A 16,185-nucleotide genomic window follows, 5' to 3' on the forward strand; every position below is an offset into this window, starting at 1 on the left:
GACCTCGAAGGTGTCGCGTGGCGGGTTGATGTCGGGGTGCCAGCCGACGGCGTCGATGACGGCCGTTGCGTCGCGGAAGATGTCGGCGAGCTCGAGCTGCTTGACGGGGACATAGTCGAGGAAGTCCTCGAAGGGCTCGTGGTTGAACATCAAGACCTTCTTAGCCTCGACGCGGAGGACGTCGGCGTCCGACGGGTCGACGGTGATACGGCAGGCTGAATTACCCTGGTGGGCACTCATGGGAGTTACTGGCTCCTTTGGGTCATGCCCCCGGGCCGTTTCAGCGGTCGCGGGGGCTCTGATTTGGTTGTGAGGGGCGGAGCCTAGCGGGTTGGGTGGACGGAATCTGCTGATTACGCAGAGTTGTTACAGCTCGGTGCACATCTGTCGCAGGTCGACCACACCAACAACTCAGGACTCCGCCGCTGCTTTGCCGGGACGGGTAGCGGACCGCCCAAGACTGAAGTCGTAGAGCGCTGACCGCGGGGCGGACCTGGTCTGTGGCGAGCGCATGGGTGGCGCGACTTGTTATTGGCGTTCCGTTCAGACGGTGGATGGTGTGCCAACGTGGTCCGTTCTCACCGAGGGAGTGAGCGGGGTCGGTTGTGCTTGGCGTTGGCCTGTCGTCCGCTGGCCCTTGGGCCGGTGATTCGCGCTGTGCTGAACGACGGATCGCACCTTGACGTTGGATCTCAACGTCTAGGTGCGATCCGTCCCAGCGAGATGCATTGTCCATGTCGGCGGAGGGATCCAACTTGGGTGGACGGCCCGGGCCGCGCGACGCGCGTTGGCGGCGCGAGCGCGTGGGGAGGGCGGTGATCCGTGATGTCGCCATCGCGCGGCGCTCGTTCGGTGCCCACACAACAGAACGCCGAACCACGCCCCAACACTTTCACCCGACGCCCAGGCCACGTGAGCGCGGTGGTGATCGTCACGGAGCGCCGCCGATCCAGCTACGCCCCGCGCCACGGACTGCGGCGCGCTATGTCGTTCTCATCGCGGCGGCCGCGCCTCCTCCCTCGGTGGCCGCGGGAAGAAGCCGGAGGTGCGCGCGACGTACTCGGCGTACCCCGGCCGCTGGGCCATCGCGCGCTCCAGGTGGTCCTTGCCCGACACGCGCGTCAGCAGGAGCGTGACGACGGCGGGCCCGACGAGCGACCACCAGGCGCCGGAGGAGAGCGCGATCAGCCCGATGCCCCACCAGACGCAGAAGTCGCCGAAGTAGTTGGGGTGGCGGGTGTAGCGCCAGAGGCCGTGGTCCATCACGGTGCCGCGATGCGTTTCGTCAGCCTTGAAGCGCGCCATCTGCGCGTCGCCGACGCCCTCGAAGAAGAGCCCCACGGCCCAGAGCACTAGGCCCACCGCGTCCAGCCATCCCAGCCCGCCGTCACGCGCCGACGCGGCCTGCACCGGCAGCGAGACGATCCAGACCAACACCGCCTGCAGCAGGAAGACGTTGATCAGAGAGACGATCCAGAAGCGGTCGCCCCACTTCTTTCGCCACTCCCCGTAGCGTGGGTCCTCGCCCGGGTGGCGCAGCTTGCGTCGCCCGATGTAGCCCGCCAGCCGCAGGCCCCAGACGGTCACGAGCACCGCGAGCAGCGAGCGGCGGCCGAAATCCCCGTTACCGCTCGCGAACGCCACCCACGCGATCACCACGAAGCCCAGGCCCCAGGCGACGTCCACGATCGAGACGTCGCGCAGCTTCAGGCTCACGAGCCAGGTCGCGATCAACAGCGCGAGCACCGCGCCGGCGGAGAGCGCCAGGGTGGCAACTAGGTCGTCCATGACAGGTGTTCGGGCCTCATCGGTGATCCGATCAAGGCGCGTGGCACGAAAGCATCATCGTGAGGATCGCCGTCATCGGAGCTGGGGTCTCGGGCCTCGTCGCCGCTCATCTTCTCGATCGTGAAGGGCATGCCGTGTCGGTCTTCGAGGCCGCGGGGTACCCCGGTGGCCACACGAACACCATCCGCGTCGACGAGCCGGACGCCTCGCTGGACGTCGACACGGGCTTCATCGTGTTCAACGACCGCAACTACCCCAACTTCGAGCGCTTGCTCGACCGCCTCGGCGTCGCCTCGCAACCGTCGGACATGAGCTTCGGCGTCGGTGACGAGGACGGCGACTTCGAGTACGCCAGCACCTCGGCCAACGGCCTCTTTGCCAAGCGTGCGCATCTTGCGTCGCCCGCCTTCCACAAGATGGTCTTCGACGTGCGCCGCTTCCAGCGCGAGGCCCGCGCGCTCCTGGCCTCCGACGAGGACCCGTCGCTGGCGCAGTGGTTGCACGACATGCGCTTCAGCGAGGCGTTCGTCGACAAGCTGATCGTCCCGCAGGCCGCCGCGGTGTGGTCGGCCGACCCCGAGCAGATGTGGTCGTTCCCGGCGCGCTTCCTCGTTCAGTTCTTCGACAACCACGGCATGCTCGACCTCAAGGAGCGTCCGAAGTGGCGGGTGATCCGGGGCGGCTCGAAGCGGTACGTCGAGGCGTTGACGGCGCCGTTTGCCGATGCGATCCGGCTCAACACGCCGGTCGAGCGGGTCGTCCGCGACGACGACGGCGTCTCGGTCACCCCGTGCGGTGGCGAGTCCGAGCGCTTCGACCACGTCGTCCTGGCGGTCCACGCCGACCAAGCGCTCACGATCCTCGGCCAGGACGCCACGCCGCGTGAGCGCGAGCTGCTCGGCGCCTTCCCGTTCGCCCCCAACGAGGCCGTCCTGCACCACGATGAGCGCCTGCTCCCGCGAAGGCGGCGCGCCTGGGCGAGCTGGAACTACCACCTGCTCGCCACACCCACCGGCAAGCCGGCCGTCACCTACCACATGAACCGCCTGCAGTCGTTGCGCTCCGAACGTCAGTGGTGCGTGACGCTCAATCGCACCGAGGCGATCGACCCGGCCACGATCGTGCGCACGATCCAGTACGCGCACCCGGTCTTCACCGTCGCCGGGATGCAGGCCCAAGAGCGTGTGGGGGAGATCAGCGGCGGCCGCGGCCGGACCCACTTCTGCGGCGCCTACTGGGGCTGGGGCTTTCATGAGGACGGCGTCGTCAGCGGCCTGCGCGTGGCCCGTGACCTGCGAGCGGCGACGCCGTGACCGCGCGTAGCGCGTTCTACGAGGGGACGGTGCGCCACCGGCGCTTTGCGGTGCGCGAGCATGCGTTTCGCCACAGGATCTCGATGGCCTACGTCGATCTCGAGGAGCTGCCGCGGCTGCTCGGCGGCCGGCTCAGCAAGCGTGGCTTCGGGCTCGTGCGGTTCCGTCGCGAGGACTACTACGGCGATGCGGTGGTCCCGCTGGACCAAGCGATCCGGACGCTGGTCGCCGAGCGCACACGCGGCCCTGCGCCCGACGGCTCGATCGGCGTGCTCACCCAGCTGCGTACGCTCGGCCACTGCTTCAACCCCGTGAGCTTCTACTACTGCCACCGCGCCGACGGCACGCTGCACAGCGTCGTCGCCGAGGTGACCAGCACCCCGTGGGCGCAACGCCATGCCTATGTGTTGCCCGCCGACGACGAAGCCCGCGTTCTCCACGGCGACTTCGCCAAGCGGCTGCATGTCTCGCCGTTCATGCCCATGGACCAGCACTACACCTGGTCCTCCACCCGGCCGGACGCGACCAACCCCATGCTGTCGGTCCACATCGAGAGCCGTCAGGATGGCGAGCGCGCCTTCGACGCCACGCTCAACCTCACGCGCAAGCCGTTCACGCGCGCCACCGTCGGTCGCCATCCCGCCGCCACGATCCGCGTTCTCGCGCTGATCTACGCCCACGCCTTCGTCCTCGCGCTCAAGCGCGTCCCCATCCACGCACGTCCCTCGTCCCATCCGGAGGCCTCGTGACCGCGCGTCTCGCCCGCAAGCTCGTCCTGTCGATCCTGGCCCGCATCGAGGTGGGGCGCCTGACCGTCGTCGACGGGGGCGAGCGCCTGAGCTTCGGTCGTGGCGCCCCCGAGGCGACGGTCTGCATCCGGGACCCGGCGGCGTGGAGCGCGCTGCTGCGCGGCAGCCGCGGGATGGCCGAGGCCTACCGCGATGGCCTCTGGGATTCCCCGGATCTGACCGCGGTGATCCGTGTCGGGGCGCGCAACGTCGCCGGCCTCGACGAGCTCCGCCGCCGGCTGAGCCCGCTGCGCGAGCCGTTCCAGCGCGGCCGCGTTGCGTTCCGCCGCAACACGCCGCGCCGGGCGCGCAAGGACATCGAGGCGCATTACGACCTCGGCAACGAGTTGTTCGGGTTGATGCTCGACGACACGATGATGTACTCGAGCGCCGTCTTCGAGCATCCGCAGATGACGCTGCGCGACGCGTCGATCGCCAAGCTCGACCGGATCTGCGACAAGCTGGATCTCGGTCCTGACGACCACGTGCTGGAGATCGGCACGGGCTGGGGCGGCTTCGCCGTTCATGCCGCCGCGACGCGCGGCTGCCGGGTGACCACGACGACGATCTCGCGCGAGCAGCACGACCACGCGGTGGCGCGGGTGCGCGCGGCGGGGTTGGAGGATCGTGTGAAGGTCCTGCTCGACGACTACCGCGACCTCGGCGGCCAGTACGACAAGCTGGTGTCGATCGAGATGATCGAGGCGGTGGGGTGGAAGGACTTCGACACGTTCTTCCGCGTTTGCAGCGACCGGCTGGTGCCCGCCGGCGCGATGCTGCTGCAGGCGATCGTGATGGACGACCGCGCCTACCGGGTCGAGCGCGCGTCGAAGTCGTTCATCCGCACGCTGATCTTCCCCAATGGCTGCCTGCCGTCGCGCGAGGTGATTGCGCGCTGCGTCGCGCGCGACACCGACCTGCACGCCGTCCACCTCGAAGACCTGACCCCGCACTACGCCGAGACGCTCAAGCGCTGGCGGTCCAACTTCGACGCCTCGGAGGGCAAGTTGGAGGACTTGGGCTACGACGAGCGCTTCCGCCGCCTCTGGCGGTTGTACCTGGCCTACTGCGAGGCGGGCTTCGCCGAGCGGCGCATCGGGCTGATCCAGACCGTGCTGGCCAAGCCGCACTGGCGCCCGGAGGCCACCGAGCCGGTCGCGGCGCTGGCCGCGGTCGCGGTCGCGGCGGTGGGATCGTGACGCGCGCCCGGGCCGCCGCGGTCGCGGTCCTCGGCCTGCGGGTCGTCTACGGCGTCGGGTTGGTTGCGGCGCCCGAGCGCCTCGCGCGCCGCTGGCTCGGCCCGAGCGCGGCGACGCCGCCGACGCAGGTCCCGCTGCGCGCGCTCGGCGCGCGCGAGGCGATCCTGCACGGCGGCGCGATCGCCGCGGTGCTGAGCGGCCGTCCGGTCCGTCCGTGGCTGGCGGCGTCTATCGTCGGTGACCTGTCAGACATCGCCTCCACCGTCGCCGGCCGCGGCGGCCTGCCCGGCGAGGCGCCCGCTGCAACAGCCGTCGTCGCAGGCGCGTCGGCGGCGATCAGCGCGGTGGTCGCCCTCGCCGTGGACGCCTGAGTCGTGGCCACACCATCGCTGGCGTTCACGCGTCGTGGCTCCGGGCCGCCGCTGGTGCTCCTGCATCCGCTCGGCGCCGACCGCCGCGTCTGGGATCCGATCCTGGATCGGCTGGCGCTCGAGCGCGACGTGATCGCGGTCGATCTGCCCGGGTTCGGCGACTCCCCACCATTGGCCGAGCTCATGCGCCGCGCGCCGAAGCCCAGCTTCGGTGAGTCGGCGCCGCTGGCCCTCGAGGATGGGCAGACCCCGACGCCGGAACGGCTCGCGGCTGCGGTGCGCCGGTTTGTCGAGACCGAACTCGGCCTCGATGGCCACGCCTGGCACGTCGCCGGCAACTCGCTCGGCGGCTGGGTCGCGCTGGCGCTTGGGCTCGACGGCGCCGTCGCCTCGGTCACGGCAATCGCGCCCGCCGGTCTGTGGACGCGGCCGCTGGGACCCAAGCCAAGCGACGCACGCCGTGCCGCGCGCCTCGCGGCGCCCATCGCCGGTGTGGCGACCCGCAGCGCGCGGCTCCGGCGCCTGATCCTCGCCGGCTCCGTCGGCCATCCCGAGCGCGTCCCACCTCCCGCGGCGGCCCACCTCGTCCGCGCCTACGCCCACGGTCCGGACTTCCCGGCGGTCAACGCGGCGATGCGTGCCGGGCACTTCACGAAGCTGGCCGAGATCGGCGTGCCGGTCACGCTGGCCTGGCCGCAACTCGACCGCCTTATCGCGCGGCCGCGGCAGTTGGCACCCCACGTGCGCAACGTCACGCTGATCGACTGCGGACACATCCCGACCTGGGACAACCCGGAGGCCGTGACCACGGTGCTGCTCGAGGGCAGCGCCCTGCATGTGGGCGCACGTTGACGCCTCGTTGACATCTAGACTCGGCCGCGAATGGAAAAGACGGAGCCTAGGGTCGCGCTCGTCCATGACTTCCTGCTCGACCTGCGCGGGGCCGAGCGGGTCTTTCTCGCGCTCTGCGATCTCTATCCCGACGCCGACATCTTCACGGCCGTCTATGACCCGGTGGGCACCGAGGGGCGCTTCGCCGACCGTCGCATCCACACGTCGTTCCTGCAGAAGCTGCACCCCGACGCGACCTCGTTTCGGCGCCTGCTGCCGCTCTACCCCTATGCGATGGAGGCGCTGGATCTCACCGGCTACGACCTCGTGCTGAGCAGCTCGTCGGCGTGGGCGCACGGCGTGCTGCCCTCCGAGCATGCCGTGCACGTCTGCTATTGCCACAACCCGTTCCGCTACGCCTGGAACGCGCGCGACGCGACGCTGCGGGCGCGCGGGCCGGTCACGCGCGCCGCGCTCGGCATCGTGCTGCAGCGCTGGCGCCAGTGGGATTGGATCGCCGCCCAGCGCGTCGACCGCTACATCGCGAACTCCGAGACGACGCGCCGGCGCATCGCGCGCTACTTCACGCGCGACGCCGAGGTCGTCCATCCGCCGGTCGAGATCGAGCGCTTCGCGCCCGGGGTCGTGGGCGACCACTACGCCGTGCTCTCCGAGCTGATGCCCCACAAGCGGATCGAGCTGGCCGTGCGCGCGTTCAACCAGCTGCGCCGGCCGCTCGTGATCATCGGCGACGGGCCCGACGCGCGCCGTCTGCAGCGCCTCGCCGGCCCGACGATCCGCTTCACCGGACGCGTCACCGACGGCGAGGTCGCGCGGCTGCTGGCGACGTCGCGCGCGCTGGTCGTCACGGCGACTGAGGAGTTCGGCATCGCGGCGGTCGAGGCGCAGGCCGCGGGGCGGCCCGTCATCGCGCTCGACGAGGGCGGTGTGACCGAGACGGTCCAGCAGGGCGCCACCGGCGTCTTTTACGAGCAGGCGAGGCCCGAGGCGCTGGCCGAGGCGGTGGCCGCGTTCGACCCGCTCTCGGTCGACCCTGCCGACTGCGTCGTCAACGCGCAGCGCTTCGGCCGCGAGAGTTTTGCGCAGGAGATTCGCGCAAACGTCGACCAGGCGCTCGCCGCCGGTCCCGGCCCCCGCGGTGACCGGCATCGTCCGGCGCGCGGGCTGGCGCTCGCCGGCCGCCGCGCCGCGTGAACGCCGAACCGCTCGCCCAAGGGCCTCGGGTTCGGGTCGCGGTCGTCGTCCCCAACCGGGACGGCCGGCGCTGGCTGCCCGGGCTGCTTGCGTCGCTGCGCGCGCAGACCCGCCCGGCAGACCGAGTGGTGGTGGTCGACGACGGCTCGCGCGACGGCTCCGTGGCGTGGCTGCGCGGCGAGGGCGTCGAGGTCGTGGAGCGTGGCATCTCGGGTGGCTTCGGCGCCGCGGCGAACGCGGGGTTCGCGGCGGTGGCGACGGACGGTTGCGACGCGGTCGCGCTGATCAACACCGACGTCGTGCTGGCGCCTGACTGGCTGGCGCGGACCGTCGAGGTGTTGGAGGCCGTACCTGAGGCGGGCGCGGTGGCGTGCAAGATGGTGGGGATGGATGACTCGGGCCTGATCGACGACGCGGGCGACACGTTGCGGCGCGATGGCGTCTGCGAGCAGCGCGGGCGCGGGCGCCGTGACGACGGACGCTTCGATGTGCCCGGCGAGGTCTGGGGCGCATGCGCGGGCGCGGCGCTGTACCGGCGCGCGGCGGTGCTTGAGGTCGGCGGCTTCGACGAGTCCTACGGGATGTACCTGGAGGACGTCGAGCTCGCGTTGCGCTTGCGGCTGGCGGGGTGGACGTGTCGCTATGAGCCCGCCGTCGCGCGCCATGCCGGCGCCGGATCGGGCGCGGCCGTCGGCTTCTTCGTCGCGCGCAACACGCTCGTGCTGGCGGTGCGCTGGTTCCCGCTGGGGTGGGCGCCGTATGTGGCCTACCGGCAGGCGTCCTGGCTGGTGGACGCGGCGCGGCGCGGGCCGGGAGCGTTCGGTGAGCACCTGCGTGGGTTGATCGCGGCGGTGCCCCGCCTGCCGGGCGCCTGGCGGGCGCGGCAGGGCCCCGGCGGGACGCAGCGGGCGGCGATGGAGCGGGCGGTGCCCGTGCGGCCGTGGCGTGGCCCGGCAGCTGGTGGCCATGCTCAGGCGGCGGAGTGACGGTGGCCGCGACGTCGCCGCAGCGCGAGCCGTCGGCCGGCTTCTTCCGCGTCTATGTGCGCGTGTCGCCGCTGCGGCTCGTCGTGCTGGCGCTGCTCAGCACGGCGTTTGCGGCGATCGACTACCGCGCCGGCATCGGTCCGCACGACGAAGGGCTGATGCTGCAATGGGGCCATCGCATCGCCGGCGGCGAATGGCCTTATCGGGACTTCTGGTGTAACTACCTGCCGGGCGCGCCGCTGCTGCAGGCGGCGCTTGGCGACTCGCTGGTCCTCTGGCGCGTGGTGCGCGCGGTGCTGGCGGGGGTGTGCGCGGTGCTCGCCTACCTGCTGGTGCGGCGCGAGACCGTCAACGACCGCTGGGCACTGGGCGCCTGGGCGGGCGTGACGGCGGCGATGGCGTGGCCGCTGACGCCGGGGCCCAACGCGCCCGCGCTGGCGCTCGCGCTGGGGAGCCTGCTGGCCGCACGGCGGCGCCGCGGCTGGGCCGGGATCCTGGCCGGCGCCGCGTTCCTGTTTCGGCCGGAGATCGGCATCGCCGCGGCGCTCGGCGCGTGGATCCTCGATGGGCGGCGGAGCTGGACGCCGCTGCTGTCGGCGGCGTTCGTGGCGTTGTTGGGGCTCTTGCCGTTCTTGGTGGTGTCGCCCGGCGACCTGCTCTCGCAGACGTTCGGCTTCGCGTTGAAGCAGCACCTGCAGCACCTGCCGTTCCCGCTCGCGCCGCACACCACGGACCCCAACAAGGTGCTGGAGCGGATGTTCCCAGCGTTGTTGGTGGTCTTTACCGTGCTCTGGGGCGCGGTGGTCCTGCCGCGCGGTCGGGGCGGCGCGCTGCTGCCGCTGATGGTGGTCGGCCTCGCGTACCTGCTCGCGCGCACCGATGAGTTCCACCTGGTGCCGCTGGCGGCGGTCCTGGCGATCGCGCTGGCGGCCGCGGCGGCGCGCGAGAGCCGCATGGCGCTCAAGGTGGCGCTGGCCGTGGGCCTCGCGCTGATCGTCGCGCACGGCCTGGATCGGCAGTTGGGGAAGGTGACGGACGCCACCGCGCTGGCCGGCGTCGACCTGTCAGCAGTCGATGGCGTGCGCACGGCGCCGGACGATGCGCATGCGCTCGAGGAGCTCGCGGCGGCGGTCCGTCAGCGCTCGAAGCCCGGCGACCCGCTGCTCTCGGCGCCACCGCGCTATGACCGCGTGCGCGTCGGCGACACCCTGTTGTACATCTTGCTGAACCGCGCCAACCCCACGCGCTACGACGTCGTCCAGCCCGGCGTCGTGACGACCGCCAAGGTCCAGCGGGAGATGCGCGCGGCGCTGCAGCGGACGCACACCAGGCTCATCGTCCGCTGGCTCGCGCCCGTTGCGCGGGATGTCGAGGACAACGGCTCGGGCACGTCGTCAGGCGTGACGCTGCTCGACGACTACATCAACGCGCACTACGCGCAGGTGGGGCGCTACGGCGATTACCTGCTGCTCGCGCGGCGCTAGCCACGCCGCCGCGGCACCACAATGCGGAGCGTCCGCATGCCGTGAAAGGGTCGAGTGGTGATCACGAACATCCGGCGGGCCATCGCGTGTTGGTGGACCTTGGCCCTCTTGCTGATCGCCGCTCCCGCGGCGCACGCCACGTCGCCGCTGGTCGCCCAGTGGCACATGGACGCCGCCGATGGAGCGGAGAGCTCGGGCAACGCGATCGCCACGGACGTCGCTCCCGGGGCGCAGGTCGTCCCCGGGCGCTTCGGCAACGGCTTGCAGGCCGGCGGGAGCGGCGCGGACCTCATCGTCGGGCAGTCCAGCCCGAAGCTCGGCCTGCTGCAGCCCCCGCACGTCTCGCTCGTGGTGTGGTTCAAGGCCAACGGCTTCCCGGGCCTGCTGCAGTACCTGGTCAGCGATGGCGGCGAGGGTGCGCCGGTTTGCGGCGGCTCGTCGGTCGGCCTGTACACCGGCTACCACTCTGGCCCCGGCCTGCAGTTCTACGTCCGCGGCGCGACCACGTTTCACATCGCCGACGCCGGCCCCGGGAACGCGGTCTATGACGGCAACTGGCACATGGCCGTCGGGACGTTCGACGGCACCAACACGCTGCTCTACATCGACGGCAAGCAGGTCACCGCCGCCCCGCCGGCGGCCTCGCCCGACACCATCAACTACATGGCCGCGACCGAGAAGAGCTTCCGGATCGGCCAGTACAGCGATCTGAGCTGTGGCCAGAGCACCTTCACCGGCGGGCTCGACGAGGTGAAGGTCTACGACCGCGCGCTGACGCCGACGGAGATCGGCCGGATGGCCGCCGCGCCCGGCCCGGCGCCGCCCGACCTCGTGCCCGACGACGACGGGAGCACGCCGATCCCGGTCGGCCCGACCCCGGTGCACACCGACCAGGCGCCGCGCATCAACGGCGTCGCCAGCCGGCTGCCCTTCCGGACCGGCAGCCTCATGACCGTCGTCGACGCCAACGTCACGGGGGCCGACCACCTCGACTGGGACGTCACGGGCGACGGCAAGACCGACGTCAGCTGCCCGGGCGACCAGCCGTCGATGGGCGTCAGCTACGCGACCGGCGGTGCAGGCGCGAGCGCGCTCGGCGCGCACGCGGCGGCGCTGTCCTTCACGGTGCCGCGCACGCTCAGCCTGACGGCGGTCAGCGCGACCGGGCTCGCGAGCCCGGCCTCGCGGATCCAGATCCTGACGGCCAAGCTGCCCACGGTCGCGCCGTCATCGCCCTCGTCGACAGGCGGCAAGCTGATCCGGCCGCCGTTTCTCTCGATGTGCGGCGGGTTCCAGAGCGAGTTCCAGGGGATCATCAAGGCGCTCGCCCTGGAGAGCAGCTGCACCAACATGACCGTGGCCGCGGGTGTCGCGGAGGCGACCGGCTGCATGACCCACGTGCTCGACCGCGACTCGCTGCCGGTCAAGGACCGCGCGGTGGTCTCCGAGTGGGAGCACCTGAGCCAAGACTCCACGGTCCCGACCGACGTCTTCGTGGCCTACAAACCGGTGCGGATCAACGGCATGGTCTTCACGCCGGGCGGCAGCACGCCGGTGATCTTCTTCCCGAACCTGCAGCGCGTCGTCAGCCGTGGGAGCACCGTGACGTTCGGCGCGGCCAAGGTCAGCAGCGGGGCGCTCAACCTCGATCTGCGCGGTAGCGGTGGCCGGGCCGACCTCGGGACCGTGTCGACCTCGGGGCTGCGCCAGATCGGCGGCTTCCCGGTCGACGGCGCGGCGCAGCTCGCGACGTTCTTCCAGGGCGGCCAGCACTACTCCGAGCTGACGCTGCACCTTGGGATGCCGGGGATCCTGACCGCCTTCGGTGGGCCGGTCCCGACGAACGTGACCACGGTCCGCACTGACAATGCGCACGACCCGGTCATCGACAACATCAACATCCGGCTGCCCTACGTGGAGCTGGGCCCGGTGCAGTTCACCGACTTCGACCTGCACTACTCCGCCAAAGGTGATCCGGCGCAGGGCTGCAGCGGCCCGATGTGGAAGGGCGTCGGCACCATCTACGTCGGCTCCCGCAACGACGCTGGGCCGGCGGCCAGCTTCCGCCTGGCGCCCGACCCGCCGACCAACGGCGTGTTGTTCTGCAACAACAACTTCGCGGGGGCGGGCGGCACGCTCGACTTCGGCGGCCACCAGCCGATGGTGTTCCCCGGCGTCTTCCTGCAGAACATCAACTTGCACATCAACGCCGACCCGCCGGTCGTCCACGGCGGCGTCACGATGAGCATGGCGGGGTTGGCCACCATCAACGGCGACCTGGTGATCGCGCTCGCCTCGCCGGGCAGCCCCTACACGATCACCGGCGCCGACGGGCCCGGCTTCAACGGCGCCTCGGTGCGCGTCACCGGGCCGGCGATCGGCGCCGCGGGCCGGGTGGGGCTCAACGTCCCGGTCCTCGGGACGCTGGGCATGGCCAGCGCCTACCTCGTCTACCAGTACCCCTTCTACGTCGCGGGCGCCGGCAGCATGAGCTTCGGCGTGCCGGGCATCACGATCGACGGCCACGTCGCGGGCTCGTTCTCGCTGCTCACCCACCAGTACGACCTCGAGGGCAGCATCCACGGCTGCCTCGTCGGCATCCTCTGCGGCACCGCCGCCGGCTGGGTCAGCGACCGCGGGATCGCGGTCTGCTTCGGCGACATCGTCCACGACGACTGGGTGCCGGGCGGCGGCTATGGCTGGGGCGCGGTCGTCCCGAGCATCTGGTGGCCGACCGGTTGCAAGCCGAGCCGCTACTGGGACCACGCGATCTCGGCGCGCGCCCGGGCGGCGCAGGCCGCGGGGTACACCTTCAAGGTCGCCGAAGGCGAGGACACCAAGAGCGTCGAGCTGCACGGCGCCGGCGGCGTCGCGCCGACCGGGACGCTGACCGGGCCCGATGGCGAGAAGGTCACGATCGGCGCCGACGGGCCCGCGTCCGTGCACGGCCCGCACGTCGGGCTGCTGCGCGACGCGGGCGACGGCGTGACGATCGCCGGCGTCCTGCACGGCAAGCCGGGGACCTACACGCTGACGCCCGCCGCGGGGTCGTCGGCGATCACGCGGGTCCGCGAGACGCGCGCCGACGACGGCGTCAGCGCGACCGTGACGGCCAAGGGCGACCGGCGCGTCCTGCACTACGACGCGGGCCTGGCGGGCGGCAAGTCGGTGGCCTTCTTCGAGCGCTCCAAGACGGGGATCTACAAGCGGTTGAAGGTCGCCAAGGGCGGCAAGGGCACGCTCGTGTTCACGCCGGCGGTCGGCGCGGCGGGCAAGCGCGAGATCGTGGCCGAGATCACGCTCGATGGCGCGCCGGTGCCACCCCAGGTCGTGGCGAGCTTCACGGCGCCGGACACCGTGACGCCGGGGGCGACGCGCGGGGTGAAGGTCCGGCGGGCGAAGTCCGGGGCGGTGACGGTCACCTGGACCGCCGCCAAGAACGCCAAGCGCTACGGGATCACCGTGAAGCTGGCCGATGGCAGCGCCAAGACGGTCAAGACGGCGCGCCGCAGCGTGAAGATCAGCGGCCTGGGCGCTGGCTTCGGCGGCACGGCGACCGTGCACGCCCAGGGCGTGCAGGGCAACTGGGGCAAGGCCGGGAGCGCCCGGTTCAAGGCCACGGCCAAGCCGAAGACCGCGTTCCTGGACCACAAGCTCTTGGGCAAGACCAAGGCCAAGGCCAGGAAGAAGCAGTAGGCCTACAGGTCGCGCCGCGCGAACGCCCAGCCCGCCGCGGCCAGGACCAAGGCCAGGTAGATGATCGCCCACGGGATCAGCAGCGGGCCCGCGTCGTGGGAGCCGCCGAGCGGGCCGAGTTGGACGATCGCGCCGGTGACGCCCGGCACGTCCTGGACGAGCAGGCGCAGCGCGTCGCGGTAGAGGGCCTCGTAAGGCAGGACCCAGGACGCGGTAGCGGAGATGTGCTGCAACGTGGGGGAGGGGATGGCGTCGCCGATCGCGCCGAGAAGGCCGGCGAGCAGGCCAGCGCCGTAGGCCATCAACATAAGGATGCCGTTGGCGGTGGCGCCGAGGAAGACGGAGCCCAGCAGCGACAGCGCCGCCACCAGCACGGCACCGCCCGCGAGCCGGAAGGCGGAGCCGAAGGGGTGTGCGGGCCACCAGTCGCCGATGGCGCCGGTGATCAGGATCGCGCCGAAGTACACGATCAACACGTAGATCGCGCTGACCGTCGCGGCGGCGAGGAAGCGGCCCAGGAGGTACTGGCCGCGGCCCAGCGGCCGGACGACGAGCGGCTGCAGGAGCCCGCGCTCGGCGTCGCCGCGCACCGCGCCGGCGGTGAGGAACGTCGCGAGCACGATGCCGAGGAAGAGGCCGCCGAACATCGCCAGCCCGACGATCGTCGAGCCGGCCAGCGCGACGGGATCCAATCCGGTGCTCGAGTTGCCGACGCCGCTCAAGTCGTTGAACAACGCATGGCAGCCCCAGGCGTAGAGGCCGCCGAAGACGACGGTGAGCACGAGCACGACGAGCAGCACGCGGCGCCGCAGCGCCTCCTGCAACGCGTGTTGGGCGACGATGAGGATGCCGTTGTTCATCGGGCGTCGGCCACCGTTTCCAGGTAGACGTCTTCTAGCGTGGAGCGCCGGACGTGCACGCCGTAGACCTGCTCGCCCGCGGCGACCAGCTCGGCGACGATGCCCGGAACGTCCTCACGCCCGCCCTCGAAGTGCCGTACGCCGCCGGCCAGCTCGACCTCCACGCTGCTGCCGCCCTCCAGCTCCGCGGGCGTGCCGGCCGCAACGACCAGACCCTTGTCGATGATCACCACGCGATCGCAGACCTGCTCGACCTCGCTGAGCAAGTGCGTGTTCAACAGCACGGCGACACCACGGCGGCGCAGCTCCTCCAGCAGATCGCGCACCGTGCGCCGCCCGCCGGGATCGAGCGCGCTCGTCGGCTCATCGAGCAGCAGCAGCCGCGGGTCGCCGATCATCGCCTGCGCCAGGCCGAGCCGCTGCTGCATGCCCTTCGACATCGCCTCGACCCGGGTGCCCGCGTTCTCCTCCAGCCGCACCAGCTCCAGCAGCTCACCGCGTTCACGCCCGCCGCCGTGCGAGCCCGTCAGCCGCTGGTGCAGGACGAGCACCTCGTCGGCGGTGCACCAGCCCGGGAAGCGAAAGAGCTCGGCCAGGTAGCCGAACGGCCGTGCGACCGCGACCGCGCCGTTCGTCGGCGCCACCAACCCGCAGGCGATCTTGGTCAGCGTTGATTTGCCGGCGCCGTTGGGACCGAGCAACCCCACCAACTCGCCCTCGCCGATCTCCAGGTCGACGCCGCGCAACGCCTCATGGCGGCCGTAGCGCTTGCGCAGGCCGGCGATCGCCAGCGCCGCGCTCACGCCGATGCTCCGATCGCCGCGGGAAGGAGCCCCAGGCGAGTTCCCGCACGGAAGCCGAGCCTCAAGGCGAGGCCTTCCGCGCTCACGCGGTGAGGACCAGCGGTGCGCCGTCGGTGATCATGATCGTGTGCTCGGCGTGGGCCGAGAGCGAGCCGTCGGCGGTGCGGACGATCCACTCGCCATCCTCGACGACCTCGCCGTCGCCCGCCGCGATGATCGGCTCGATCGTGATGATCAGGCCTTCGGTCAGCATCGGTGAGGGCCCCGGCTGGGCGATGGAGAAGACCGTCGGCTCCTCGTGGATCCGGCGCCCGATGCCGTGGCCGGTCAGCGCAGCGCAGACCGAGAAGCCGCGCTGCTCGATCTCGGCCTGGACGGCGATGCCGATGTCGTTGACGGTCGCGCCGGCGGTCGCGGCCGCCATCCCGCGCTTGAGACCGGTCTCGGCCGCGCCGATCAGCTTGACCGCCGACGGCTTGGCCTTGCCGACGGCGACGGTGCGGCACGCGTCGGCGTAGAAGCCGTTGAGCTCGGCGGTGACGTCGAGCTTGACGAGCTCGCCCTCGCGCAGCCGTCGCGGGCCCGGGATGCCGTGGACGGCCTCGTCGCCGACCGAGATGCAGATCGCGCCCGGGAAGTCGTAGTCGAGCTGCGGGCCGGACTGCGCGCCGTGCGCGGCGAAGACGCGTGCGGCGGCAGCGTCGAGCTCACCGGTCGTGATGCCGGGGCGGACCAGCTTGCGCAGCTCGCGGATGGTCTGGGCGACGACCTTGCCCGCGGCCTGCAGGCCGGCGAGCTCCTCGGGGGTGTCAGCGGACATGGCGCTCAGGCTAGAACAGCGGGGCGTCTGG

The 16,185-nt window shown here is 71.6% G+C and carries 14 protein-coding genes; 9 read left to right on the top strand and 5 right to left on the bottom strand.

The genetic code is table 11. The features are described from left to right. The coding region (locus VGO10_RS04990) for a hypothetical protein (protein ID WP_327465787.1) at window positions 1–240 on the bottom strand (240 nt) is incomplete at its 3' end. A gap of 753 nt (window positions 241–993) precedes the next feature. Next, the gene (locus tag VGO10_RS04995; protein WP_327465788.1) at window positions 994–1,788 is read right to left on the bottom strand and encodes a DUF1295 domain-containing protein; all 795 of its coding nucleotides are present in this window, start codon (window positions 1,786–1,788) and stop codon (window positions 994–996) included. Window positions 1,789–1,847: 59 nt separating this feature from the next. Between VGO10_RS04995 and VGO10_RS05000 the strand changes: the two genes are divergently transcribed. The 9 genes from VGO10_RS05000 to VGO10_RS05040 all read left to right on the top strand — a co-directional run bounded on the left by VGO10_RS05000 (window position 1,848) and on the right by VGO10_RS05040 (window position 13,671). Then, entirely contained in the window at window positions 1,848–3,101 is a 1,254-nt protein-coding gene (locus VGO10_RS05000) for an NAD(P)/FAD-dependent oxidoreductase (protein WP_327465790.1), read from the top strand. Beyond that, window positions 3,098–3,850, top strand: a complete 753-nt coding sequence (locus tag VGO10_RS05005; protein WP_327465792.1) for a DUF1365 domain-containing protein — start codon at window positions 3,098–3,100, stop codon at window positions 3,848–3,850. The genes VGO10_RS05000 and VGO10_RS05005 overlap by 4 nt, the downstream gene beginning before the upstream one ends. Further along, window positions 3,847–5,088: a cyclopropane-fatty-acyl-phospholipid synthase family protein gene (locus VGO10_RS05010; protein ID WP_327465794.1), complete on the top strand. Its 1,242-nt coding sequence runs from the start codon at window positions 3,847–3,849 to the stop codon at window positions 5,086–5,088. Before VGO10_RS05005 ends, VGO10_RS05010 begins: the two co-directional genes overlap by 4 nt. Beyond that, window positions 5,085–5,459 (top strand): hypothetical protein, encoded by a 375-nt coding sequence (locus VGO10_RS05015; RefSeq protein WP_327465795.1) that lies wholly within the window; start codon window positions 5,085–5,087, stop codon window positions 5,457–5,459. Before VGO10_RS05010 ends, VGO10_RS05015 begins: the two co-directional genes overlap by 4 nt. A gap of 3 nt (window positions 5,460–5,462) precedes the next feature. Next, window positions 5,463–6,311 (top strand): alpha/beta fold hydrolase, encoded by an 849-nt coding sequence (locus VGO10_RS05020; RefSeq protein WP_327465797.1) that lies wholly within the window; start codon window positions 5,463–5,465, stop codon window positions 6,309–6,311. Window positions 6,312–6,341: 30 nt separating this feature from the next. Continuing rightward, window positions 6,342–7,505 (top strand): glycosyltransferase, encoded by a 1,164-nt coding sequence (locus tag VGO10_RS05025; protein ID WP_327465799.1) that lies wholly within the window; start codon window positions 6,342–6,344, stop codon window positions 7,503–7,505. After that, on the top strand, window positions 7,502–8,491 hold the full coding sequence (locus VGO10_RS05030; protein ID WP_327465801.1) for a glycosyltransferase: 990 nt from the start codon (window positions 7,502–7,504) through the stop codon (window positions 8,489–8,491). Before VGO10_RS05025 ends, VGO10_RS05030 begins: the two co-directional genes overlap by 4 nt. Window positions 8,492–8,493: 2 nt before the next feature. Next, window positions 8,494–9,975, top strand: coding sequence for a hypothetical protein (locus VGO10_RS05035; protein WP_327465803.1), 1,482 nt, complete (start codon window positions 8,494–8,496; stop codon window positions 9,973–9,975). Between the two features lie 99 nt (window positions 9,976–10,074). Next, window positions 10,075–13,671, top strand: a complete 3,597-nt coding sequence (locus VGO10_RS05040; protein ID WP_327465805.1) for a LamG domain-containing protein — start codon at window positions 10,075–10,077, stop codon at window positions 13,669–13,671. 2 nt (window positions 13,672–13,673) lie between these two features. Here the strand turns inward: VGO10_RS05040 and VGO10_RS05045 are convergent, their stop codons facing one another. The 3 genes from VGO10_RS05045 to map form a co-directional block, all read right to left on the bottom strand. Next, window positions 13,674–14,531 carry an ABC transporter permease subunit gene (locus VGO10_RS05045; protein ID WP_327465807.1) on the bottom strand — a complete coding sequence of 286 codons (858 nt, stop codon included), beginning with the start codon at window positions 14,529–14,531 and terminating at the stop codon, window positions 13,674–13,676. Beyond that, window positions 14,528–15,334: an ABC transporter ATP-binding protein gene (locus tag VGO10_RS05050; protein WP_327465809.1), complete on the bottom strand. Its 807-nt coding sequence runs from the start codon at window positions 15,332–15,334 to the stop codon at window positions 14,528–14,530. Before VGO10_RS05050 ends, VGO10_RS05045 begins: the two co-directional genes overlap by 4 nt. Before the next feature lie 82 nt (window positions 15,335–15,416). Beyond that, the gene (map, locus tag VGO10_RS05055; RefSeq protein WP_327465811.1) at window positions 15,417–16,154 is read right to left on the bottom strand and encodes a type I methionyl aminopeptidase; all 738 of its coding nucleotides are present in this window, start codon (window positions 16,152–16,154) and stop codon (window positions 15,417–15,419) included. Window positions 16,155–16,185: the final 31 nt, after the last annotated feature.

Source organism: Baekduia sp., from assembly GCF_035996765.1.
Lineage (GTDB): Bacteria > Actinomycetota > Thermoleophilia > Solirubrobacterales > Solirubrobacteraceae > Baekduia.